We start from the raw sequence: 21,653 nt of genomic DNA, 5'->3' as shown, positions 1-21,653 counted from the left end.
TGCCCAGCGCGCGCCGAGACTCTATACCAACCAACGCATAATCGAGGACGACATGAGCGTGGCTGAAAAATCCCAGAAGAAATCCGGCGGGCTTGGCGAAACCGTCAGCGTCATCGTCCAGGCGCTGTTGCTCGCTCTGGTCATCCGCACGCTTCTTTTCCAGCCATTCTCTATCCCGTCCGGGTCGATGCGGCCGACCTTGCTCGAAGGCGACTATCTCTTTGTCACCAAATGGTCCTATGGCTTCTCGCGCTATTCGCTGCCGTTCGGGCCGGACCTGTTTTCGGGCCGCATCTGGGGCGCCGAGCCGAAGCGCGGCGACGTGGCGGTGTTCAAGTTCCCGCCGGACCCCTCCGTCGACTACATCAAGCGCGTCGTCGGCCTGCCGGGCGACAAGATCCAGGTCAAGGATGGCCAGCTCTTCATCAACGGCGTCGGCGTGCAGCGCCAGAAGGTCGGGCAGATCGACAATCGCGACATCACCGAGGAGAGCGGGCCGGTCGACGTCTATCGCGAGACATTGCCGAATGGCGTCAGCTATGACACGCTCGACCTGATACCCAACTCGATCGGTGACAACACCCAGGAATTCGACGTGCCGCCCGGCCACTATTTCATGATGGGCGACAACAGAGACAATTCCTCGGACAGCCGCTTCACCGTCGGTTTCGTGCCCGACGAGAACCTGGTTGGTCGCGCCAATCTCATCTTCTTCTCGATCGGTGGCAGCGCCAGCCCGCTCGAAATCTGGAAATGGCCGTCGCAGATGCGCGCGTCGCGTCTGCTCGATTTCGTCAAATAGGTCATGGTGGCGACAAAACGGCTGACCGTCGACGCGCTCGCCGAAGCTCTCATGCAGCGCACCGGCCACGCCTTTGCCGACCGACAGCGCTTGCAGCGCGCGCTGACCCATGCCAGCGCCCGCAGCAGCCATGCCGGCATCGACTATGAGCGTTTCGAATTCCTGGGCGACCGCGTCCTCGGCCTGGTCGTCGCCGACATGCTGCTGGCGGCGTATCCGGACGCTGCCGAAGGTGAGCTGTCGCTCCGGCTCAACGCGCTGGTCAATGCCGAGGTGCTGGCGGAGATCGCCGAGGAGATCGGCCTGCCGGAGCTGATCCGTGCCGGCTCGGACGTACGCGGCCTGGATGGGCGCAAGCGCGTCAATCTGCGGGCTGATGCGCTGGAATCGCTGATCGCCGTGCTCTATCTCGATGGCGGGCTGGAGGCGGCCCGCGCCTTCATCCACAAATACTGGCGGCCGCGCTCGCAGGCCACCGGCGCCGCCCGCCGCGATGCCAAGACCGAACTGCAGGAATGGGCGCATCAGGCGGCAGGCGCCGTGCCGGTCTACATAATTGACAGCCGCGAGGGACCGGACCACGATCCGCTGTTCACCGTCACCGTCAAGGTCGGCGCCTATCCGCCGGCGACCGGCAGCGGGCGCTCCAAGCGCGAGGCCGAGCAAACCGCCGCCACTGCACTGCTGTTGCGCGAAGGCGTCTGGCTGAACAAGGGGAGCGCGGCATGACCGCCACCGAAGACGTCCCGCCGGCAACAGAAGCCGCCACCACGCACTCTGGCTTCGTTGCGTTGATCGGCGCGCCCAATGCGGGAAAATCGACGCTGGTCAACCAACTGGTCGGCGCCAAGGTGTCGATCGTCACCCACAAGGTGCAGACGACGCGCGCCATCGTGCGCGGCATCGCCATCCACAATAACGCACAGATCGTCTTCATCGACACGCCGGGCATCTTCAAGCCGAAGCGGCGGTTGGACACGGCGATGGTGACGACCGCCTGGGGCGGCGCCAAGGACGCCGACATCGTGCTGCTGCTGATCGACGCCGAGCGCGGCATCAGGGGCGACGCCGACGCGATCCTCCAACGGCTGAAGGATGTCCGCCAGCCGATGGTGCTGATCCTCAACAAGGTCGACCGGGTCAAGCCCGAGGCGCTGCTGGCCCTGTCCGCGGCAGCGAATGAAAGAGTGCCTTTCAAGCGCACCTTCATGGTCTCGGCGCTAACCGGGTCGGGCTGCAAGGACCTGCTCGACTATCTCTCGGAAACCCTGCCTGCCGGCCCCTGGTATTACCCGGAAGACCAGATCTCCGACCTGCCGATGCGTCAGTTGGCGGCCGAGATCACTCGCGAAAAGCTCTATCTCAGGCTGCATCAGGAACTGCCCTATTCCTCCCATATCGAGACCGAGAAATGGGAAGAGAAGAAGGACGGCTCGGTGCGCATCGACCAGACCATCTATGTCGAGCGTGACAGCCAGAAGAAGATCGTGCTCGGCCACAAGGGCGAGACGATCCGTGCCATCGGCCAAGCGGCACGCATGGAGATATCCGGTATCCTCGAACAGAAGGTGCATCTTTTCCTGTTCGTCAAGGTGCGCGAGAATTGGGGCGACGACCCCGAGCGCTATCGCGAGATGGGGCTGGAGTTTCCGCATTAGAGCATGTTCCGAAAAGTGGGGGTCGGTTTTCGGAAAAGATCATGCTCAAACACGAAGTTACTATCGATACAGCCCTCGTGAGCCGGTTGGTCGCCACGCAATTTCCCCGATGGAAGGATCTTGCTGTCCGGTCGGTTGCATCAGGCGGATGGGACAACAGGACGTTTCATCTCGGAGACCATATGCTGGTGAGGCTGCCGAGCGCGGCGGCCTATGCCTCGCAGGTGGAAAAGGAACATCGCTGGCTGCCAAGGCTTGCGCCTCTGCTGCCGCTGCCTGTCCCGGTCCCGCTGGCGATGGGAGCCCCGGCCGACGGCTATCCCTGGCATTGGTCCGTCTATCGCTGGATCGAGGGCGAGACGGCGACGCGGGAGCGTATTGCCAGCCTGCCGCAATTCGCGGCCGGCCTGGCCCAATTCCTGGTCGCCCTGCAACGGATCGATCCCGCCGGTGGACCGGTGCCAGGGCAGCACAATTTTTTTCGCGGCGGACCACAGAGCGTCTATGACGGCGAGACCCGGCAAGCAATTGCAGCCCTCGACGGCAAGATCGACACGGTCGCCGCGAGCGCGGTGTGGGAAGCAGCGCTTGCCGCGACATGGCACGGCGCGCCCGTCTGGTTCCACGGTGACGTCAGTTGGGGAAACCTGTTGGTCAGGCAAGGTGCTTTGAGCGCCGTGATCGACTTCGGGACTTCGGGCATGGGCGATCCCTCGTGCGACTTGGCGATTGCGTGGACGCTCTTCGAAGGGAAAATCCGAGAGGTGTTTCGCGCCGGTCTTCAGGCCGATGAGGCGACCTGGGCGCGAGCCCGTGGCTGGACGCTATGGAAAGCGCTGATTATTGTCGCCGGCCACATAGGCATCAATCCAGTCGAAGTTGAAAAGTCGCGACGCGTGATCGATGAAGTGCTTGCCGATCACCTCCGCGCGGACCGCCGCGGAGGGCACCGACACAGCGCCTGGAAAACTTGATTTCGCCACCGAAGCGGTGACAAGCTCAGTTCATGGAATGGCGCGACGAGGGAATCATTCTCGGCACCCGCAAGCATGGCGAAACCAGCGCCATTCTTGAGGTCATGACGCGTGCGCACGGCCGCCACCTCGGCCTTGTGCGCGGCGGCCGCTCGCGCAAGCAGCAGCCGGTTCTGCAGCCCGGCAACCGCGTCGACCTGTTGTGGCGGGCGCGGCTCGACGAACATCTGGGTACCTTCCAGGCCGAGGCGATCGAGATGAACGCCGCCCGGCTCATGGACAGCGCCGTCGCCATCTATGGGCTGCAGACCATGGCGGCGCATCTGCGCCTGCTGCCCGAGCGCGACGCGCATGACGGCCTCTACGAGACGCTGGCCGTGATGATCGCCCATCTCGACGACGCGGACACCGCCGGCGAGCTGGTGGCGCGTTTCGAATTGCTGATTCTCGACGAACTCGGCTTCGGCCTCGATCTCAGCCAATGTGCCGCGACCGGCGCCAGGCAGGACCTTGCCTATGTCTCGCCGAAGTCCGGGCGCGCCGTGTCGCGCGCCGCAGGCGCGCCATGGCGCGACAAGATGCTGGTGCTCCCCGCATTCCTGCAGCGCGGCTCCGGGCTGCGCGCCGATCCGACGGCGATCGAGGATGCCTTCCGGCTGACCGGCTTCTTTTTTTCCCGCCATGTCTACGAGCCGCGCGGTATCGAGGCGCCCGGTGCCCGCGCCGGCTTCCTCGCCGCCCTGCGCAAGCACTATGCGGCGGGCAAGGAGATCGGCGCCGAGACCGCCGCCGGAGAAATCATTACATGAGCGACGTGGGACTCTTTCCAGGCCGGGTTTCGCCGCCCGGCCTCGGCACCATTCCACACGCCGACATCGCTGAATATACCAGCCTGGAATTGCTCCAGCGCATCATCGACAACAAATACAAGGCGCCGCCGCTGGCTTTCGGCACCGAAACATGCTCGATCTTTCCGCTCGCCAGTCTTTCCGCTCGCCAGTCTGGCGGCGCGCTGACTCGGCCGGCCGCCTGGCCGCCGTATTTGTCGGTCACTACTGGCCTGGTTTGGGGGAACCGCCATGTTCGAAAGCCTGATCGGCCTGGTCGCGATCATCGCGCTGTTCGTCATTATCTCGCGCCAGCAGAGCCGCATCGGCCTGATCGAGCGCGAGCTCGGTGCGCTGCGCAGCCTGGTGCTTTCGGGTGTCCATGTGGCCCCGCCGCAGGCCAAGCCGGTAGATCAGGCCGCAAACGACAGCATGCCGGCAGACGCGGCAATTGCGGCCGTGACCGACATTGCCCCGCGATCGGCGGGCGAAGCTGCTGCTGAGGAAAAGCCGCCCACGGAGGTTGAAGCCGGGGAGGCTGCATCCGGACCGTGGGCTGCTGGCGAAGCGGTGCCGGCTGGGCCTGCACCTGCGCAACCGGCGGCCGCGACGGCGAAAGCGGCCCAAAAACCCGATATTGAAACGGCGCTCGGCACCCGCTGGGCGGTCTGGGTGGGCGGCATCGCGCTGGCGCTGGGCGGGCTGTTTCTGATCCGCTACACCATCGAGGCCGGCATTTTCGGTCCCGGCGTGCGGCTGAGCATGGCAGCAATGCTCGGGCTGGTGCTGGTCGCAGTCGGCGAGTTCATCCGCCGTACCGGCTTCAAGGTGCCAGTGCAGGGCGTTGCCGGCGCCTATATTCCGGCGATCCTGACGGCGGCCGGCGCTTTCATCCTGTTCGGCACGGTCTATGCCGCGCATGGCGTCTACGGCTTCATCGGGCCGGCGCTCGCCTTCACGCTGCTCGGCGCCATCGGTGTGGCGACGATCGCAGCAGCCCTCGTTCATGGCCAGGCGCTGGCCGGCGTCGGCCTGCTCGGCGCAGTGGTGACGCCCATGTTGGCCGCCTCGCAGGCGCCGAATCCTTGGGCGCTGTTCGGCTATTTGGCGATTGTGCTCGCCGCTACCGGCGTGATCGCCCGCCTGCGCGACTGGAAATTGCTGATGGCGGCAGCGTTCGTCGGCACCGGCCTCTGGACCATTCTTTACATGACCGATGCGCCGGGCACCAACCTGCCTGTCATCCTCTTTATCAACGCGGTGACCCTGGCCGTGCTCGCCCTCGTCTGGCTCGGCCGTCGCGGTGGCGAAGCAGGACCCGCCAGGGGCTTCGACTGGCCATCGGTCGCGCCTGGCTTCTTCATCGGCCTTTCGGCGATGGCGCTGTTCGTCGACCCCGCATACGCTGCCGGCGATGCTCTGCCGGGAGCAGCCCTTATCGCGGCCCTAGTCGCGGTGGCGCTCTACCGGCCGCTGGCGCTGGCGCTTCTGCACGCCGCAGGACTGGCGACGGTTCTGGTCTATCTCGGCATCATTCCGCCAACCTCTATCGTTTCAGACTTTTCAGGTGGCGCTCTCGGCGTCGATGGCCTGCCGGCGGCAGTTGCCGATACGCTGATGCTGAGGATCGGCATCTTTCTCGGACTTGTGTTCATCGCAGCCGGCTTCTGGGCAGCGCGCAAATTTGCTGCATCGGCTCACGTCCGCGCCGCCTTATGGGCGGCATGGGGCGTTGTCGCACCGCTGGTCATTCTGCTGGCGCTCTGGTTCACCTTCGGCAATCTCGACCGCGATCTTGTTTACGCAGCAGTTGCAGCCCTTCTGGTGGTGGTCTTCGCCGCCGGCGGCGAGTGGATTGCGCGCGGTGAACAGCCGCCGCTACGTGGCGGTGCTGCCGTCTCGTTCGCGCTTGGCGGGGCAGCAGTCGCTGCCTTGCTGATGCTCTACATGGCCTTTGGGTCCGGCTGGACGACCATGCTTCTGGGTGCCGCGGCCATCGTGCCGGCGCTGGCCACCCGCTGGCGCGCCTACCCGGTGCTCGGCTGGATTTCGGTCGCTGCGGTCGTCGCGGTGCTCGGCCGCATCGCCTTCGATCCGACAATCGTCGGCGCTGAATTCCTGTCGACGACGCCGGTGTTCAACTGGCTGCTGCCGGGTTACGGCGTGCCGGCGCTTGCCTTCGGCTTTGCCGCCTGGCAACTCGCCCGCACCACAAATGGCCGGCCACGCCTCGCCATGGAAGCGGGCGCAGCACTGTTTGCAGTGCTCACGGTCGCCATATTGGTGCGCCACTCCATGCATGGCGGCGTCATCGACGCGAGTGCTGCGACGCTGGCCGAGCAGGCGATCTACACGCTGATCGCCATTGGCACCGGCGCCATCCTGGTCGCCATCGACATGCGCTCGCCAAGCCTGGTGCTGCGCTATGGTTCGCTTGCCGCGGGCGTAGTCTCGGTCGCCTTCATCGTCATCCAGCATTTTGTGGCGCTGAACCCGCTGTTTACCGACGAATCGACTGGCCGGATCCCGGTGTTCAACCTGCTGTTCCTCGCCTATCTCTTGCCGGCCGTCGCTGCTGGGGGGCTCGCGCTCTACGCACGTGACAAGCGGCCGAAATGGTATGCCGCGATGCTGGCGCTAATGGCGGCGCTGCTCGCCTTCGTCTATGCGACGTTGTCGGTGCGGCGGCTGTTCAAGGGCGAGTTCATCGGCCTGTGGAGCGGCCTCGGCCAGCTCGAGACCTACACCTATTCTGCGCTGTGGCTGATCATTGGCGTGGCGCTGCTCACCGCCGGCGTCTGGCTGAAGTCGCAGGTGCTGCGCGTTGCGTCGGCCGCGCTGATCTCGGTCGCGGTGTTGAAGGTCTTCCTCTTCGACATGTCGGAACTGGAAGGCGTGCTGAGGGCGCTGTCCTTCATCGGCCTCGGCGCGGTGCTGATCGGCATCGGCCTGTTCTACCAGCGGCTGCTGACAAGAGCGGCGAAGGAGGCCTAAGGGATTATCTGTTTGAATGTCCGATAAATGGAATAGTTGAAGGTTCAGCAGGAGATATTCAAAAGTGCCTCTCTATATTCGCGACAAGGAAGTGGATGCGCTGGCCACAAAATTGCAGCACGAGATCAACGCCGCCAGCAAAACAGAAGCAGTGCGGATTGCACTTTTGCATGAACTTGAGCGTAACCACGCCCGCAAGCCTTTGCGTGACAGGATTGCGGTGTTGCAGGAGAAGTGTGCCGCGTTGGGGCCATCCGATCCCACCTTCGACATGAAGGCATTCACCGACGAGGCATGGGAAGACTGACGTTGGCGAGCCCGGTCCGGGCGGTTCAACTGTGAGCCCCAATACGGCGCGGGATATTCCGCAGCGCTGGAGGGACAGCACCCTCTTGGGTGCGAAGGAACTCGACGGCTCGATTCTAGATCGCTGCGCCTTCCGCACATGCAACGGCGGGTTATCGGGTCCTTTGTCGCGTCGCCCGCGATGGGAGGATTCTGCTTTGCCTCTCAATCCCACCGGGAATAAACCGGTTCGCGCCAGCGTTATCTTGTTGCTTGGGTGGCCGAGCGGCGGACCGCTTCGCGCTGGCCGCTTGCGCCGCGCCGTGAAGGCGCGTTCAATCGGATGAACAAGGACGACCTCAGAACCAGCGGTCATGGACGAAAAGAAGGCAGCAATCCTGGGCGAGATACCACGCCTGCGCCGTTATGCGCGCTCGCTGCTGCGCGATCGCGATTCCGCCGACGATCTCGTTCAGGACTGTCTCGAACGAGCGCTTGTGCGGCTCGACAATTGGCAGACTGGAGAAAGCCCCAGGAGGTGGCTGTTTACGATCATGCATCATTTGTTCATCGACCAGATGCGCAAGGTGAACCGGCGCGGCGAAGCAGCGATGCTGCCGCTGGAAGCGCGCGAGGCGCAGGCAGCACCCGCTGAGCAGGTGGAGAGCATCGCCTCGCGCGAGATCATCGACGCGTTGCAGGCGATCAGCCCCGATCGGCGCGCAGCACTGGTCATGGTCGCCATCGAAGGCTTTTCCTATGCCGAGGCCGCCAACATCCTCGGCGTTCCGGCCGGCACGCTGATGTCGCGCATCGCGCGCGGGCGTGACGAGTTGCGCGGGCTGCTGGATGACGCCGCGCGTCGCCGGGCGATAAGGATCGTCGAGAAATGACCCGGCGCGATTTTTCCGAACGCGACATCCATATGGCCCTCGATGGCGAGTTGCCGGTTGACGAGCGCGTGGCTTATGATGCCTGGCTCGAGGCCAGTCCTGAAATGAAGGCGAGGAGCGTCCGCTATGTCGCCGACCGCGCAGCACTGCGTGCCGCCTTCGCCGGCGTGCTCGACGAACCGGTGCCGGCACGGTTGCAAAATATCGTGTTCGGCGAGGCGCCGGTCAAGACGACGGCATCGAGCTCGCGCTGGTGGCGGGTGGCTGCCGCAGCGGCGATGCTGGCCATTGGCGGTGTCGGCGGTTATGTCGCCGGCATCGACCATCTCGGTCTGGAAGACTCGGCTGAGGGCCAACTCGCCGAGCAGGCGATCGCAGCCCATGTCCTCTATGCCGCCGAGCAGCGGCATGCGGTGGAAGTGCCGGCCAGCGACAAGGATCATCTGCAGACCTGGCTGTCCAACAGGGTCGGCCTGAAGCTGGTCGCACCGGATCTGGCGGCGCAAGGATTCCAGCTCGTCGGCGGTCGGCTGCTGCCCGCTGGCGAGAGCAAGGCCGCGATGTTGCTTTATGAGGACGCCAAGGGCGAGCGCATCTCGCTGTTCGTCACCGCGGAATCGGTCGAGAAGACCAAGGGCACTTACGGATCGGAAGAAGACGGCCCCGAGGCGATCTACTGGTTGGACAAGGGCTATGGCTGCGCCGTCGTCGGCTCGCTGCCGCGCGCGCAGCTGACTGCAGTGGCGAAGAGCGCCTACAGCCAGCTTGTCGCCGGGCTGGCCAGCTGAGCTGCGCTGTTTTTTCAAAGGTTGCGCCTACAGCGCCGCGCGTCTTTGGACATGCAAAGGACGCTGTAGCACTTTAATTTCTGCGCATGATTCCTTTCCGAAGATCGATTTCGATCATCGGGGTCAGGCGCCGCAAAAACTGTCACAATTCAGCCCGAATCGAGGTGCGATAGCGCTTGACGGATGCTGGCGCTTCGGCTGTGTTGTCGACACTTCTGACCAGGCCTTTCCATAATCCAATCGAGGTTTTCCAAGCCCGCATGCCTGCCGAGATTCGCACGGCCCGCGCGTCCGACGTCGATGACCTCGCGGCGATCGAAAAAGCTGTTTTCTCTGGCGACCGCATTTCCCGCCGTTCCTTTCGTCAGTTGATCGAACGCGAGACCGCCGAGATGCTAGTTGCCGAAAACGGCGGCCGCATCGCCGGTTACGCGGTCGTGCTGTTTCGCAAGGGCAGCGGAGTCGCGCGGCTCTATTCCATCGCCACCGGTCCGCTTTCCGGTGGGCTCGGTATTGGCCGCATGCTGTTGAAGCGGGCCGAGGAAGCCGCCTTCGAGCACAACCGCATGATGCTGCGTCTCGAGGTGCGCGAGGACAACAGCCGAGCCATCCGCATTTACGAGCAGAGCGGCTACCGCAAGATCGGCCGCGAACCGGGCTATTACGAGGACGGCGCCACGGCGCTGCGCTACGAAAAGACCTTGCGCGGCGACATTCCGGTCGCCACCAGGGTGCCATTCTACCAGCAGACCTGCGATTTCACTTGCGGCCCGTGCTGTCTGATGATGGCGATGGCCAATTTCGATCCCGGCTTCTTGCCTGACCCGGTGATGGAAGTCCGTTTGTGGCGCGAATCGACCACCGTTTTCATGATGTCGGGGCCGGGCGGCTGCGAGCCGTTCGGCCTCGCCGTTGCCGGCCACGAAAGCGGGCTCTCTGCCGAGATATATGTCTCCTTCCATGGTGCGCTGTTCCTGCAGTCGGTGCGCAGCCAAGACAAGCGGCGGGTGATGGAACTGGCGCAGGTCGACTTTCGCCGGCGCGCGGAACGTTACGGCATCCCGGTGAATTACCGTCCATTCGCCATCGACGATATCCGCACGGCAATCGCAGAAGGAAAACTGGTGTTGGTCCTGATCAGCGGCTTCCTTATGTTCGGCAAGAAGGTTCCGCACTGGGTGCTGGCCATCGGCGACGATGGCGACCATATCCTGATCCACGATCCCTGGGTCGAAGACGAGAGACAGGAGACCATCCTTGATGCCGCCAACATTCCGGTGCCTTACGGCATCTTCATGAACATGGCGCAATTCGGCCGCGATGGATTGCGTGCCGCCATAATCCTCGGAAAGCGCGACAGACAATGACCTGGGTCATCCTTACCGGCCGGCAGAACGATCTCGATCAGGTGGCGACACCGCACAAGATCATCACCAATCGCGACTATCTTGCGCATCCGGCGCTGTTTCGCGGCCAGCGGCCGAAAGTCATCAACCTGTCGAACAATTACGGCTACCAAAGCCGCGGCTACTATGCCTCGCTGCTCGCCGGTTCGCGCGGCCACAAGGTCATTCCGACGGTCGAGACGATGATCGACCTGTCCGAGCGCAAGCTCTACGATCATGCGCTGCCGGAGCTGGAACTCGCGCTCAACAAATGCCGCAAGGATCTGGGCGGAGCCTTTCCGCAAAAAGTCTGCATCTTCTTCGGCATCGGCTCGTCGAGGATATGGGATCGCTTCGCCAAGCTTTTGTTCGACTGGTTCCGAGCGCCGGCGTTGGAAGTGCACATCACGGACAGCGCCGAATGGGCCTCGATCCGCAAGATCGGCTTCCATCCGCTGGCCAGGATGACCGAGGAGGAAGAAAAGCGCTTTCTTCAGTGCCTTGAGACCTACACCAGCCGCGAGTGGCGTGACACCAAAGGCCGCACGCCGGCGCGCTACACCTTCGCCACGCTGGTCGATCCGCATGAGGAGTTGCCGCCATCGGAGATCTCGTCGCTGCGCTATTGGGCCAAGATCGCCGAAAAGATGGGCGTCGAAATCGAGCCGATCACCAAAAAGGATCTGGCCAAGCTCGCCAACTACGACGCGCTGTTCATCCGCGAGACGACTTCGATCTCCAATCACACCTACCGCTTCGCGCGCCGCGCCCAGCAGGAAGGCATGCCGGTCATCGATGATCCGCTGTCGATGATCCGCTGCACCAACAAGGTCTATCTCAGCGAGCTGATGACCTACAACAAGGTGCCGGTGCCGCCGACGGTGATGATCGCCGGCATCTCGGACCTTGAAGTGGCGGCGCAGACGCTGGGCTTTCCGCTGGTGCTGAAAATCCCGGACTCGTCGTTTTCACGCGGCGTCAAGAAATGCGCCACCTTTGAGGAGCTGAAGACGCTTGCCACCGAATGGCTGGAGGATTCCGATCTCTTGATCGCACAGAAATTCATTCCGACCCAATATGACTGGCGCGTCGGCGTGCTCGGCGGCCAGCCGCTGTTTGCCGTTCACTACCTGATGGCCAAGAAGCACTGGCAGATCGTCAATCACAAGGCCAACGGCAAGCCCGACCAGGGCGGCATCAAGACCTTCACCTTGAAGGAGGCGCCGGCCCATGTCGTCGAGACGGCGGTGAGGGCGGCGCGCTGCATCGGCGATGGTCTCTACGGCGTCGACCTCAAGGAGACCAAGGACGGTGTCTTCGTCATAGAGGTCAACGACAATCCCAACCTCGACCATGGCTGGGAGGATTCCGGCGAAAAAGATGAGGTCTGGGTGCGGCTGACGCAGTGGTTCCTGGAGCGGCTCGACCGACAGGGGCGGTAGCAGGGGTTCTATCCGATCGACGCCACAGCGTTCTATCCGTCGCGGCGGGCCCACACCTTCGGCTCCCCGCCCGAGGACGGCGCTGTTATCCCCTCCGGCTAATTTAGCGTTTTTTCAGTCGGCCGGCAGCACCGTTTGGCGCCGCGATTTCTCGATTGCCGCATACCGTTTGAGAAACGCGTTTTGCGCCCAGGTCACCGAACGCGGGGTGAAATCGAAGCGGTCGGCATTGAAGCCGCGCGGCCGGCCGAAGAATTCGGTCGCCTCGGCGGTCGAAAAGCCGGCAAGCAGCGTCGCCTCGAAATAGGCGGCGATCTGGTCGGCGCGCTTGATCTCCTTGCGCAGGCCCGCAACCGGTTCGACCGGCAGCGAGAAGCGCAGATGGATGGCACGCTGCAGCCTCAGCTCGCACTCCTTGTAGCTGCCGCCCATCACCGATTTAAACGGTGAGATCATGTCGCCGATGACATATTCCGGCGCGTCGTGCAGCAAAGCCGCCAGCCGCGCATCGGCTGGGGCGTCCGGCACCAGCTCGCCGAAAAGCGCCTCGACCAGCAGCGAATGCTGGGCGACGGAAAAGGCGTGATCGCCGATGGTCTGGCCATTCCAGCGGGCGACGCGAGCAAGCCCATGGGCGATGTCCGAAATCTCGATGTCGAGTGGCGAGGGGTCGAGCAGATCGAGCCGCCGGCCCGATAGCATGCGCTGCCAGGCCCGCGGTGGCGCGCCGGGACGGTCGGCCGCCATCAGGCCTCCTCCGCGCCGACGGGTTCCTGCGGGAAGATGAATTTCGCCCAGGCCGGGATGGTGAGCGACACCGGGACGTCATCCGCCATGATCGGCTGGCCGGAGTCGAGCGCTGCCTTGACGCGATCGATACGGGCTATGGCGAGGCCCGCCGTGCCGGCGGCAGTGCCAAGCGTGCCGACCGGTCGCCCTGCAACTGTCAACTCTGTGCCAGGAGCGGGCAGGGGCCGTTCGGCCGAAACGATCAGCACCCGCCGTCTGGCGGTGCCGCGATGCTGCATCCGCGAAACCACCTCCTGGCCGACATAGCAACCCTTCCTGAAGCCGACGCCGCCGGTTTCATCGAGCAGCACATCATGCGGGAAGGCGTCGCCGAGCTGATAGTCGCTGCCACTTTCGGCAATCCCATGGGCGATACGCAGGGCTTGCCATGCGGCCGGGTCGCCGCCCGCCGCCGTGGCGCCATAAAAGCGATTGACGACTGCGTCGAGGAACCGTGCATCTGCAACCGGCGTTGAATCAAACTGCGAAGCGGTTGAATCATCCCCCCACGCAACAGCGACAAGTCCCTGATCTGCCTTGGCGATATCGACCTTGGCGCGCAGTTTGTAGAGCATCAGCCGCCGCATGAAATCATCTGATATGTCGGATCGGCATTCGAGGCGGAACAAATTCTCGCCAGCGCGGGAGATCAGGAAGTCGAACAGGATTTTGCCTTGCGGCGTCAGCAAGGCGCCCGGCTTTGCTTCGCCGGCAGCCAGTGCGTCGAGGTCGGTGGTCAAAATGTTCTGCAAAAAATTCTCGGCATCCGGGCCTGCCACGGAAACGAGCGCGCGGTCTTTCAACTGGGCAAAGGGCATGGGCGGAAAAGAACCTGATCTTGCAAAACAGTCGGCCATTACGTAAGCCGCTGGCACTCCCCCCGCAAGAGACCGGATCAGCATGGCCACGACCTACGACCTCATCCTGACAGGCGGCACGGTGGTCAACCACGACGGCGAAGGCCGGCGTGACATCGGCATCAACGGCGGGCGCATCGCCGCTATCGGCGATCTTGGCCAGGCTTCCGCAGGCGAGACGGCCGACTGTCGCGGCCTGCACATCCTGCCGGGCGTCGTCGACAGCCAGGTGCATTTCCGCGAGCCAGGGCTGGAGCACAAGGAAGATCTGGAGACGGGCTCGCGGGCAGCGGTGCTGGGCGGCGTTACCGCCGTCTTCGAGATGCCCAACACCAACCCGCTGACCACCAGCGAAGCAGCGCTTGCCGACAAGGTTCGGCGCGCCACCGGCCGCATGCATTGCGACTTTGCCTTCTGGGTCGGTGGCACCCGCGAGAATGCCGGGGATGCCGGCGAACTGGAACGGCTGCCCGGTGCCGCCGGCATAAAAGTATTCATGGGCTCGTCCACCGGCGATCTATTGGTCGAGGATGATGAAAGCGTTGCCTCGATCCTGAGGAATACGCGCCGCCGTGCGGCTTTCCATTCCGAGGACGAATTCCGGCTGCGCGAGCGGCTCGGCGAACGCATCGAGAGCGACCCGGCCTCGCATCCGGTTTGGCGCGACGAGATCGCGGCACTGCGCTGCACCGAGCGCCTGGTGCGGATCGCTCGGAAAGCCCGCGCCCGCATCCACGTGCTGCACATCTCGACCGCCGAGGAGATTGTTTTCCTCGAACAGCACAAGGACGTCGCAACCTGCGAGGCGACGCCGCATCATCTGACGCTGAGCGCGGATGATTATGCGCAGCTTGGCACGCTGATCCAGATGAACCCGCCGGTACGCGCATCGCGCCACCGCGACGGCATCTGGCACGGCATTGCGCTAGGCATTGTCGATGTGCTGGGTTCCGACCACGCCCCGCACACGCTGGCCGAGAAGGCAAAACCCTATCCGGCCTCGCCGTCGGGCATGACCGGCGTGCAGACGCTCGTGCCGATCATGCTCGACCACGTCAATGCCGGCCGGCTGACGTTGCAGCGTTTCGTCGACCTGTCCAGCCACGGCCCGCAGCGCATCTTCGGCATGGCCAGGAAAGGTCGCATCGCCGCCGGCTACGACGCCGATTTCACGATTGTCGATCTAATGCGCCGCGAGACCATCACCAATGCGCAGGCAGGCTCGAAGGCCGGCTGGACGCCCTATGACGGCCGGCAAGTCACCGGCTGGCCTGTCGGCACGATCGTGCGCGGCCGGCGCGTAATGTGGGAAGGCGAGATCGTCACCCCCGGACAGGGCGGGGCGGTGGAGTTTTCCGAGGCGCTGGCGGTGTAGCCGTTTCCACGGTGTTGGATTTTTTAAGCACCGCGCATTATGTTGCTGAGATTATGAACGCAGATATCGCGCCCATGATTGTCCCCGCCGAGTTTCCGGAACTCCAGGCTCTCGCCTGGAACCGTGACGTAGCGCGCCCGATTCCCGCCGAAGAAGCATTTGCGCTGTATGAGCGCAATTGGCGTTTTATCGATCAAAAGCGTCTTACGGCCCGTGAAAAACGGCTTATACGGAATCTGGCCGACAAATTCGGTCATGGCGTCCTTTTGACCACTGGCTGAAGTTCGTTCTCCTTCTCCCGATCTTTCTTCCCGCAGCTGCAGTATCAAACAGGACACACAGCGAACGGAACTCATGAAGCAGTTCAAACGGCCAGAACACCGGATCATTGCCGAAGCCCTCGCACTTATGGATCGCGAATTCCTGACCGCAAACCAATGCTGGTTCGGCGGCGGGACGGCGATTGTCATGAAACTCGGCGAATACCGACGGTCACTGGATGTGGATTTCCTGTGTGCCGACCCCGATGGCTATCGCGAACTGCGAACCCGTGCGGCCGAACGGGGCGTCAGGGCGTTCCTGCCCGAACCCGTCGAGGCCGTTCGGGATTTCCAAATCGACCAGTATGGCTTGAGAACGGTTGTGCGTCTCAAGGGGCAATTGATCAAATTCGAAATCATCCGCGAAGGCCGCATCCAGCTGCAAGGCCATTTCGACGACGATTTGAATGTACCTGCCCTGATTGCCGCGGATATGTTTGCCGAGAAGCTGTTGGCTAATGCCGACCGATGTCAGGACCGTGCCACCGCATATCGCGATGCTATCGATCTCGGGAGGTTGGTCAAAGCCCATGGAGAAATCCCGGCCGAGGCGCTAAGCAAGGCGCAAACTGCCTACGGGTCGGATATCCAGCACAAGGTCGCATGGGTGGTGAGCAAGCTTCAGGACAGGGACGAACTGCGCAACGCAGCCGAGTCCTTGCAAATGGACACGAACGCGGCCGACGCGGCTATTTCGGCTCTTCGAAATGAAGGCATTCGCCTCTGGCCAGGTGCGGGCATAGGCAACGACTCCGCCGATCGCGCCAACAAATAGCAGGTCGAGGCAGGCGAGGAGTTTACCACTACGGCAGCTCAATCCCCTGCGACGAAGAACGTCCACTGTCCGTCCGGGGTGATGCCGACGCGGTAGAAGATGTAGGCGCCGAACTGCTTCATGCTGTCATAGTCGCCGGCGGTGACGATCTTGAACAGCTCGACCCGCTGGCTGGCGTCGAGCTTGTCCAGCGGCAGCGCGAAGAAATATGGCCAGACATAGAGCTCCTGCGGCGTGCCGACATCGACATGGACATAGCCGGCACTGAGCACCTCTTCCAGGATGGCGAGGATTTCCTGGCCTTCCGTGTCACCCGAAAGCCCTTTCAGGAAGGTGATCGGGTCGCCTTCGATCTCGCTCAGCGACAATTGGGTCATCGCATCGCCCTGGCCGATCAGCGGCCGGAGTTTTTCGATGTCGCCGCTCTTGCAGGCCTCGATGATCAAATCGTGCATGCGCCTGACCGGCTCCGGCAGCTTGCCGAGATCGTAGACGACCTCGGGCAAGGGTTCATCCGGGTCGACTTGCGGATTTGCTATGCCACCATCGTCTGTTGGCCCGCCCGGTTCGACCTGTTCCCGTTCGTCGGGCGGCGTCGGTTGGCTGGCCGCAGGCGGCGTCGCGCCGAGCGGGCCGGGCGTCGGCACCGCGGTTCCGGGCGGCGACATGTCGTCGTCGGCGGGCGGCGTGACTGGCGAGGGCATGTCCTCGCGCTTGATTTCACTCAAAGCATAGGCGGGGCTGATTGCGAGGCAAAGAGCAAGAGGGACCGCGGCACAAAAAGCGGCGAGCTGGATGCTGAGGGCCAAGCCACGCGGCTGGTCTGACGTCGAAAAATTCACCGCCTGCCTCTCCATGATTCCGTCCAGGTGCCCAGGCCCTTACAGGTGCCCAAGCCTTTACAGGTGCCGAGGCCCGCCCAGGTACCCCGGGGCGTGACGCCCAAGCGGCACGGGTTGTCAAAGAGCCTGATGCCGGTCAGTGCCGCAGCCGTCCTGGTTCGAAGGCCCCGGCTATCACCTTTTCACGCATGCGGTCGAGCAGGGCAAGGGCCGAGGTCTCGCCATTGGCGCGCAGCATTTCGCCGAACGCGGTTTCGAGGGCCGCCTCGGCGATGATTTCCGGCTCGATTCCGGCCGAAAGCCCTTCCGCCCAGGCCTCGCTGTGGCTTTCCACTGCAGTCAGGCGCTTTTCTTCCCTGACCAGCGCGTCGATGTCGTTGACGCCATGTTCCATTGCGATGTCCACCCTTTTCAAGCGACGATCCGGCGGATGCGGATCATGCTTGGGCTGTCCTTTTTACACGCAGGTTAAGTAAGTACTTGTAAATACGACATTTCTGGGGTCGTTTCGACAAGGGCTCGTCACATTTTGCAAACCTGCGTTCGATCCGATTCAAACTTAGCCGATTAGGCCGGCGAGCGGGATGAAAACCTTCAGTTTGAGTTAATTCCACAACCGCGCCGTAACGTTTCGTTAACACCGTTGCAGAAGTGCAACACAACGATTGCACCAAGACGCAACCGGACACAAGTGGGCCGGACACAAGCAGGCCGGACACAAGCAGGGAGAGCCGGGTCAGTTGCCGTAGCGCGAGGCGATGTCGCGCGACAGCGTCTCGCCTTCCTTCATGTAGCGGCTGATGGCTTCGGTCGCCGACGCGGTACACTGCGTGTAGGTGCCGCCGAAGGAGCGGTAGCCGCGATTGAAGCTGGCGATGAAGCGGGCGCGCCGCTCCGGGTCCGGGTTTTCCGAAGCAATCAGCTTCTCCATCTCGACCCGCCACTGATCGCCCTTCTCGCCGCACAGATTACGCAGGAAATGCAGCGACCCAAGCACCTCCGCCAGCCGCATCAGCCCCGGCTCGAACGGCGACTCGGCGGCCATGGCCGGCCCCGCCCCGATTGCCGTACTGGCGGCGAGGCAAGCTGCAACGAAAAGCGATGTGCGGATCATTAAGTCTATGTGGCCAAACAATTTGTCGCCTGCAAGGCGATTTTGGAGGTTACGTGCCTGTATTCCTGAGCAATTCGTCGGCAACGGCAAACACCGAAGCGGCAAGCGGCAGCGCCGTCATTTCGGTGAGTGTATAGAAGGCGGCGGTCTCGGCGTCGTCGCTGGCCACGGGCTCGCCGCCGGCATAGGTGGCGCCGAATACCGTCAGCAGATAGTCGACCGGGTGCCCGTCGTTGCAGCCGTCGATGTGGATTTCCCGAAGGCGGCGGTAGTTGTGCGCATGCAACCCGGTTTCCTCCAGCAATTCGCGCTGCGCGGCTTGTTCCAGCGTTTCGCCGGCCTCGACCTTGCCGCCTGGAAACGCGTAAAATCCTTGCGAAGGCTGCCGCGCCCGCTTGACCAGCAGCACCGTGTCGCCGCGGACAATGGCGACCGATACAGCCGGGAGTATTTTGCGCATCTCGTCCATGGGTCTCCGATCGTCATTTGCCGCAGTCGGTTGTGGACCGGTCGGCGTGAGGAAGCATTAGCGGTTGCGCAACGCCGGTTCCATCGCCACCTTCACATCCGACCAATCCAACGAGTTTTTAGCTTATGTGCGGACGCTTCGCCTTGACCGCCACGCCGGACCGGGCCGCCGCTTTTCTCGGTCTTCCCGAACTGGAGGATTTCCCGGCCCGCTACAACATCGCACCGACGCAGCCGGTGCTGATGGCGATTGCAGGCTTGCCGCGGGCGCCAGGCTCGAACCTGCCAGACCGGCAGCCGATGCTGGTGCGCTGGGGGCTGATCCCGGCGTGGGTGAAGGACACGCGTGAGTTTCCGTTGCTGTTCAACGCGCGCTCGGAGGGAGCAGCGGAAAAGGCATCGTTTCGCGCCGCCATGCGCCATCGCCGCGCTTTGGTGCCGGCTTCCGCTTCTACGAATGGCGTCAATCAGGCGGCAAGCGGGGACAGCCCTATTGGGTGCGGCCGAAGCATGGCGGGCTTGTCGCCTTCGCCGGACTGATCGAGACCTATGCCGAGCCGGGCGGTTCGGAGATGGACACCGGCGCCATCCTGACCGTCAACGCCAATGCCGACATTGCCCATATCCACGACCGAATGCCGGTTGTGATAGATCCGCAGGATTTCGCCCGCTGGCTGGATTGCCGCACGCGCGAGCCGCGCGACGTGGCCGACCTGCTCAGACCGGCACAGCTCGATTTCTTCGAGGCTGTCCCGGTTTCCGACCTCGTCAACAAGGTCGCCAACACCGGACCGGAGATTCAGGAAAGGAGCATGGTGGGGCCGGAGCCCGAGAAGGCCAGGCGCCGGAAGCCGGGCGCGGACGACAGTCAGATGAGCTTGTTTCAGCAGTAGCTGCTATTTCAGCTGCTATTTCCTGGGGGCGCTTCAGCGCCTTCATTGCCGGCGCTCCCATTGACTGGCGAACCGCCGGCCGCACGTCACATCAGGCAGCGCGCGGCGATATGATCTTCTGCACCAGCTTCTTCTTCTTCGCTGTGTGGAGAAGGGCGGCGACGATCGCGGCTGGGCCGATCGCCCGGTATTGGCTGGCGAGCGCCGGTTGCTTGGCGCTGCTGGAGTCCTGCTTGGCTCGAGGCATCTTTCTCTTCCCTGATAACGTCTTCGTGTCCGCGTTTGCTGGTCGAATCCGACCAAATCGTGACATCTGCTGATCTAGCCGGTGAATGTTTCATGACTGTGCCGAGATGTTTAATAAAATGTTTCATTGCGTCATTACCTGTGATCCAGCGGCTCTTTTGCCGAAAGTTGCGACTTGACGGCAACACTGGCTGAGGCGATAAAGCCGCTCATGAGAACGTCTTTCGCCATTTGTGGCATCTGCATTATTGGCTAGCTTCGCGCTGGTCCGGACGTTTTCGCCTATCTTCCTTCTAGAGTGGACAAACGCCCCGGCCAGCAGGCTGGTGCCTGATTTGCGTCTCGGCGCAAGTGGGCCCAGCCAAAAAGTAACGCACCGGGAAGGCACGAATGGCTGACGCATCGAAGGGCCTGCGCCTCTACAACACGCTGACGCGGACCAAGGAGGATTTCTTTCCGATCGATTCGCGCAATGTGCGCATGTATGTCTGCGGCCCGACGGTCTACGACTTTGCCCATATCGGCAACGCGCGGCCGGTGATCGTCTTCGACGTGCTGTTTCGTCTGCTGCGCCATCTCTACGGGCAAGCGCACGTCACCTATGTGCGCAACATCACGGATGTCGACGACAAGATCAATGACCGCGCACTGCGCGATTTCGGCGCCGAGATTGCCTCGGGAAAGCTGTCGCTGAACGAGGCGATCCGGCGGGTCACCGAAAAGACCGCCGACCAGTTCCACAAGGATGTGGCGACGCTCGGTTGCCTGCAACCTACGGTCGAGCCGCGCGCCACTGAATTCGTCGAGCCGCGCGCAGATGGCAAAGTCGACATGATCTCCTTGATTCAACGCTTGATCGAACGCGGCCATGCCTATGTTGCGGCAGGCGAAGTTCTGTTCGACACGTCCTCGATGCCGGATTACGGCCAATTGTCGAAGCGCAATCTGGACGAGCAGCAAGCCGGCGCTCGCGTCGCCGTCGATGCGCATAAGAAGAGCCCTGGCGATTTCGTGCTATGGAAGCTGTCCTCGCCGGAAGAGCCGGGCTGGGACAGCCCGTGGGGCAGGGGCCGGCCGGGCTGGCACATCGAGTGCTCGGCGATGTCGGCCGCCTATCTCGGCGAGGTCTTCGACATTCATGGCGGCGGGCTCGACCTGATCTTCCCGCACCACGAGAATGAAATTGCGCAGTCGCGCTGCGCCCACGGCACTGAAGTGATGGCCAAGGTGTGGATGCACAACGGCTTCCTGCAGGTCGAGGGGCAGAAAATGTCCAAGAGCCTGGGCAACTTCTACTCGATCAACGAGTTGCTGGAGACGGAAACCTTTGGCGGCCGCAAGTGGCCAGGCGAGGTGCTCAGGCTGGCGATGCTGATGACGCATTATCGCGAGCCGATCGACTTTTCCGTGCGCAAGCTGGAAGAGGCGGAAAATACGCTGCGCAAATGGAAGCGGGCGGCGGACCTGGCACCGGCGGCGGCCAAGCAATTGCCGGTCGAAGTGGTGGAAGCCTTGTCGGACGATCTCGCAACCTATCCTGCGTTCCAGGTGCTGACGCAACTGGCCGGCGAGGCTGTGGATTCCAATGCTGCCGGTGGCGGCAACGCTGCCGCCGCGGGCAACGATGCTGCCGCTTCGCTGAAGGCGGCACTGTCGTTCCTCGGCTTCGACGTCGCACCGGCCAAGGTCGATGAAGACGCCATCGCCAGGGCGATCGCCAGGCGCCTGGAACTGATCGCTGCCAAGAACTGGGCCCAAGCCGACCGCATCCGCGACGAGCTTTTGGCGCATGGCGTGCAACTGAAGGACGGCAAGGATCCGGTTACGGGCGAGCGCGTGACGACGTGGGAGGTAAAGCGATGAGTAAGATTGCGGCAACGTTGGCGGGACAGCGCCCCCCTCTGTCCTGCCGGACATCTCCCCGAC

The 21,653-nt window shown here is 63.1% G+C and carries 22 protein-coding genes and 1 pseudogene; 16 read left to right on the top strand and 7 right to left on the bottom strand.

What is annotated here, in order from left to right; genetic code table 11:
- Nucleotides 1-52 precede the first annotated feature (52 nt).
- The 11 genes from lepB (at nucleotide 53) to BQ8794_RS27795 (ending at nucleotide 12,048) form a co-directional block, all read left to right on the top strand.
- Nucleotides 53-802, top strand: coding sequence for a signal peptidase I (gene lepB, locus BQ8794_RS27850; protein ID WP_077382227.1), 750 nt, complete (start codon nucleotides 53-55; stop codon nucleotides 800-802).
- Nucleotides 803-805: 3 nt separating this feature from the next.
- Nucleotides 806-1,531, top strand: coding sequence for a ribonuclease III (rnc, locus tag BQ8794_RS27845; protein ID WP_077381807.1), 726 nt, complete (start codon nucleotides 806-808; stop codon nucleotides 1,529-1,531).
- Nucleotides 1,528-2,460, top strand: coding sequence for a GTPase Era (era, locus tag BQ8794_RS27840; RefSeq protein ID WP_077381806.1), 933 nt, complete (start codon nucleotides 1,528-1,530; stop codon nucleotides 2,458-2,460). The genes rnc and era overlap by 4 nt, the downstream gene beginning before the upstream one ends.
- A gap of 41 nt (nucleotides 2,461-2,501) precedes the next feature.
- Nucleotides 2,502-3,434, top strand: a complete 933-nt coding sequence (locus BQ8794_RS27835) for an aminoglycoside phosphotransferase family protein (protein WP_077381805.1) — start codon at nucleotides 2,502-2,504, stop codon at nucleotides 3,432-3,434.
- Between the two features lie 32 nt (nucleotides 3,435-3,466).
- Complete coding sequence (gene recO, locus BQ8794_RS27830; RefSeq protein ID WP_077381804.1) at nucleotides 3,467-4,243, top strand: DNA repair protein RecO; 777 nt, start codon at nucleotides 3,467-3,469, stop codon at nucleotides 4,241-4,243.
- A gap of 270 nt (nucleotides 4,244-4,513) precedes the next feature.
- Entirely contained in the window at nucleotides 4,514-7,255 is a 2,742-nt protein-coding gene (locus BQ8794_RS27820) for a DUF2339 domain-containing protein (RefSeq protein ID WP_077381803.1), read from the top strand.
- A 64-nt stretch (nucleotides 7,256-7,319) separates the two neighbouring features.
- Nucleotides 7,320-7,562: a type II toxin-antitoxin system VapB family antitoxin gene (locus BQ8794_RS27815; protein WP_077381802.1), complete on the top strand. Its 243-nt coding sequence runs from the start codon at nucleotides 7,320-7,322 to the stop codon at nucleotides 7,560-7,562.
- A 352-nt stretch (nucleotides 7,563-7,914) separates the two neighbouring features.
- On the top strand, nucleotides 7,915-8,433 hold the full coding sequence (locus BQ8794_RS27810) for a sigma-70 family RNA polymerase sigma factor (RefSeq protein ID WP_027152718.1): 519 nt from the start codon (nucleotides 7,915-7,917) through the stop codon (nucleotides 8,431-8,433).
- Entirely contained in the window at nucleotides 8,430-9,221 is a 792-nt protein-coding gene (locus BQ8794_RS27805; protein ID WP_077381801.1) for an anti-sigma factor family protein, read from the top strand. The genes BQ8794_RS27810 and BQ8794_RS27805 overlap by 4 nt, the downstream gene beginning before the upstream one ends.
- 260 nt (nucleotides 9,222-9,481) lie before the next feature.
- Nucleotides 9,482-10,588, top strand: coding sequence for a peptidase C39 family protein (locus tag BQ8794_RS27800; RefSeq protein ID WP_077382226.1), 1,107 nt, complete (start codon nucleotides 9,482-9,484; stop codon nucleotides 10,586-10,588).
- A complete protein-coding gene (locus BQ8794_RS27795) occupies nucleotides 10,585-12,048 on the top strand; it encodes a RimK family protein (protein ID WP_077381800.1) in 1,464 nt (487 codons plus the stop codon). Before BQ8794_RS27800 ends, BQ8794_RS27795 begins: the two co-directional genes overlap by 4 nt.
- Before the next feature lie 114 nt (nucleotides 12,049-12,162).
- On the opposite strand, the gene BQ8794_RS27790 is transcribed toward BQ8794_RS27795, so the two are convergent.
- Both BQ8794_RS27790 and ygfZ read right to left on the bottom strand, forming a co-directional pair.
- A complete protein-coding gene (locus BQ8794_RS27790) occupies nucleotides 12,163-12,795 on the bottom strand; it encodes an HD domain-containing protein (protein WP_077381799.1) in 633 nt (210 codons plus the stop codon).
- Nucleotides 12,795-13,655, bottom strand: a complete 861-nt coding sequence (gene ygfZ, locus BQ8794_RS27785; RefSeq protein ID WP_077381798.1) for a CAF17-like 4Fe-4S cluster assembly/insertion protein YgfZ — start codon at nucleotides 13,653-13,655, stop codon at nucleotides 12,795-12,797. Before ygfZ ends, BQ8794_RS27790 begins: the two co-directional genes overlap by 1 nt.
- A gap of 82 nt (nucleotides 13,656-13,737) precedes the next feature.
- On the opposite strand from ygfZ, the gene BQ8794_RS27780 reads away from it, so the two are divergent.
- The 3 genes from BQ8794_RS27780 (at nucleotide 13,738) to BQ8794_RS27770 (ending at nucleotide 16,164) form a co-directional block, all read left to right on the top strand.
- A complete protein-coding gene (locus BQ8794_RS27780) occupies nucleotides 13,738-15,069 on the top strand; it encodes a dihydroorotase (protein WP_077381797.1) in 1,332 nt (443 codons plus the stop codon).
- Between the two features lie 53 nt (nucleotides 15,070-15,122).
- Entirely contained in the window at nucleotides 15,123-15,350 is a 228-nt protein-coding gene (locus BQ8794_RS27775; protein WP_077381796.1) for a hypothetical protein, read from the top strand.
- A gap of 73 nt (nucleotides 15,351-15,423) precedes the next feature.
- Entirely contained in the window at nucleotides 15,424-16,164 is a 741-nt protein-coding gene (locus tag BQ8794_RS27770; RefSeq protein ID WP_077381795.1) for a nucleotidyl transferase AbiEii/AbiGii toxin family protein, read from the top strand.
- A 38-nt stretch (nucleotides 16,165-16,202) separates the two neighbouring features.
- Here the strand turns inward: BQ8794_RS27770 and BQ8794_RS27765 are convergent, their stop codons facing one another.
- From BQ8794_RS27765 to BQ8794_RS27750, 4 genes are all read right to left on the bottom strand, one after another.
- Nucleotides 16,203-17,006, bottom strand: coding sequence for a hypothetical protein (locus BQ8794_RS27765; RefSeq protein ID WP_167378863.1), 804 nt, complete (start codon nucleotides 17,004-17,006; stop codon nucleotides 16,203-16,205).
- Between the two features lie 136 nt (nucleotides 17,007-17,142).
- Complete coding sequence (locus BQ8794_RS27760; protein ID WP_077381793.1) at nucleotides 17,143-17,400, bottom strand: hypothetical protein; 258 nt, start codon at nucleotides 17,398-17,400, stop codon at nucleotides 17,143-17,145.
- Between the two features lie 342 nt (nucleotides 17,401-17,742).
- Nucleotides 17,743-18,120: a TIGR02301 family protein gene (locus BQ8794_RS27755; RefSeq protein WP_077381792.1), complete on the bottom strand. Its 378-nt coding sequence runs from the start codon at nucleotides 18,118-18,120 to the stop codon at nucleotides 17,743-17,745.
- Between the two features lie 49 nt (nucleotides 18,121-18,169).
- Nucleotides 18,170-18,589: an NUDIX hydrolase gene (locus tag BQ8794_RS27750; RefSeq protein ID WP_077381791.1), complete on the bottom strand. Its 420-nt coding sequence runs from the start codon at nucleotides 18,587-18,589 to the stop codon at nucleotides 18,170-18,172.
- Between the two features lie 125 nt (nucleotides 18,590-18,714).
- On the opposite strand from BQ8794_RS27750, the pseudogene BQ8794_RS27745 reads away from it, so the two are divergent.
- Nucleotides 18,715-19,481 (top strand): annotated as a pseudogene (locus BQ8794_RS27745) (SOS response-associated peptidase).
- Nucleotides 19,482-19,572: 91 nt separating this feature from the next.
- Here the strand turns inward: BQ8794_RS27745 and BQ8794_RS27740 are convergent.
- Nucleotides 19,573-19,728: a hypothetical protein gene (locus BQ8794_RS27740; protein ID WP_077381790.1), complete on the bottom strand. Its 156-nt coding sequence runs from the start codon at nucleotides 19,726-19,728 to the stop codon at nucleotides 19,573-19,575.
- Between the two features lie 389 nt (nucleotides 19,729-20,117).
- Here BQ8794_RS27740 and cysS point away from each other — a divergent pair, with 389 nt between their 5' ends.
- Entirely contained in the window at nucleotides 20,118-21,590 is a 1,473-nt protein-coding gene (cysS, locus tag BQ8794_RS27735; protein ID WP_077381789.1) for a cysteine--tRNA ligase, read from the top strand.
- Nucleotides 21,591-21,653: the final 63 nt, after the last annotated feature.

Source organism: Mesorhizobium prunaredense, assembly GCF_900156895.1.
Taxonomy (GTDB): domain Bacteria; phylum Pseudomonadota; class Alphaproteobacteria; order Rhizobiales; family Rhizobiaceae; genus Mesorhizobium; species Mesorhizobium prunaredense.
The sequence above is the reverse complement of the archived record's forward strand: the minus strand, read 5'-3'. Positions and strand labels throughout refer to the sequence as shown.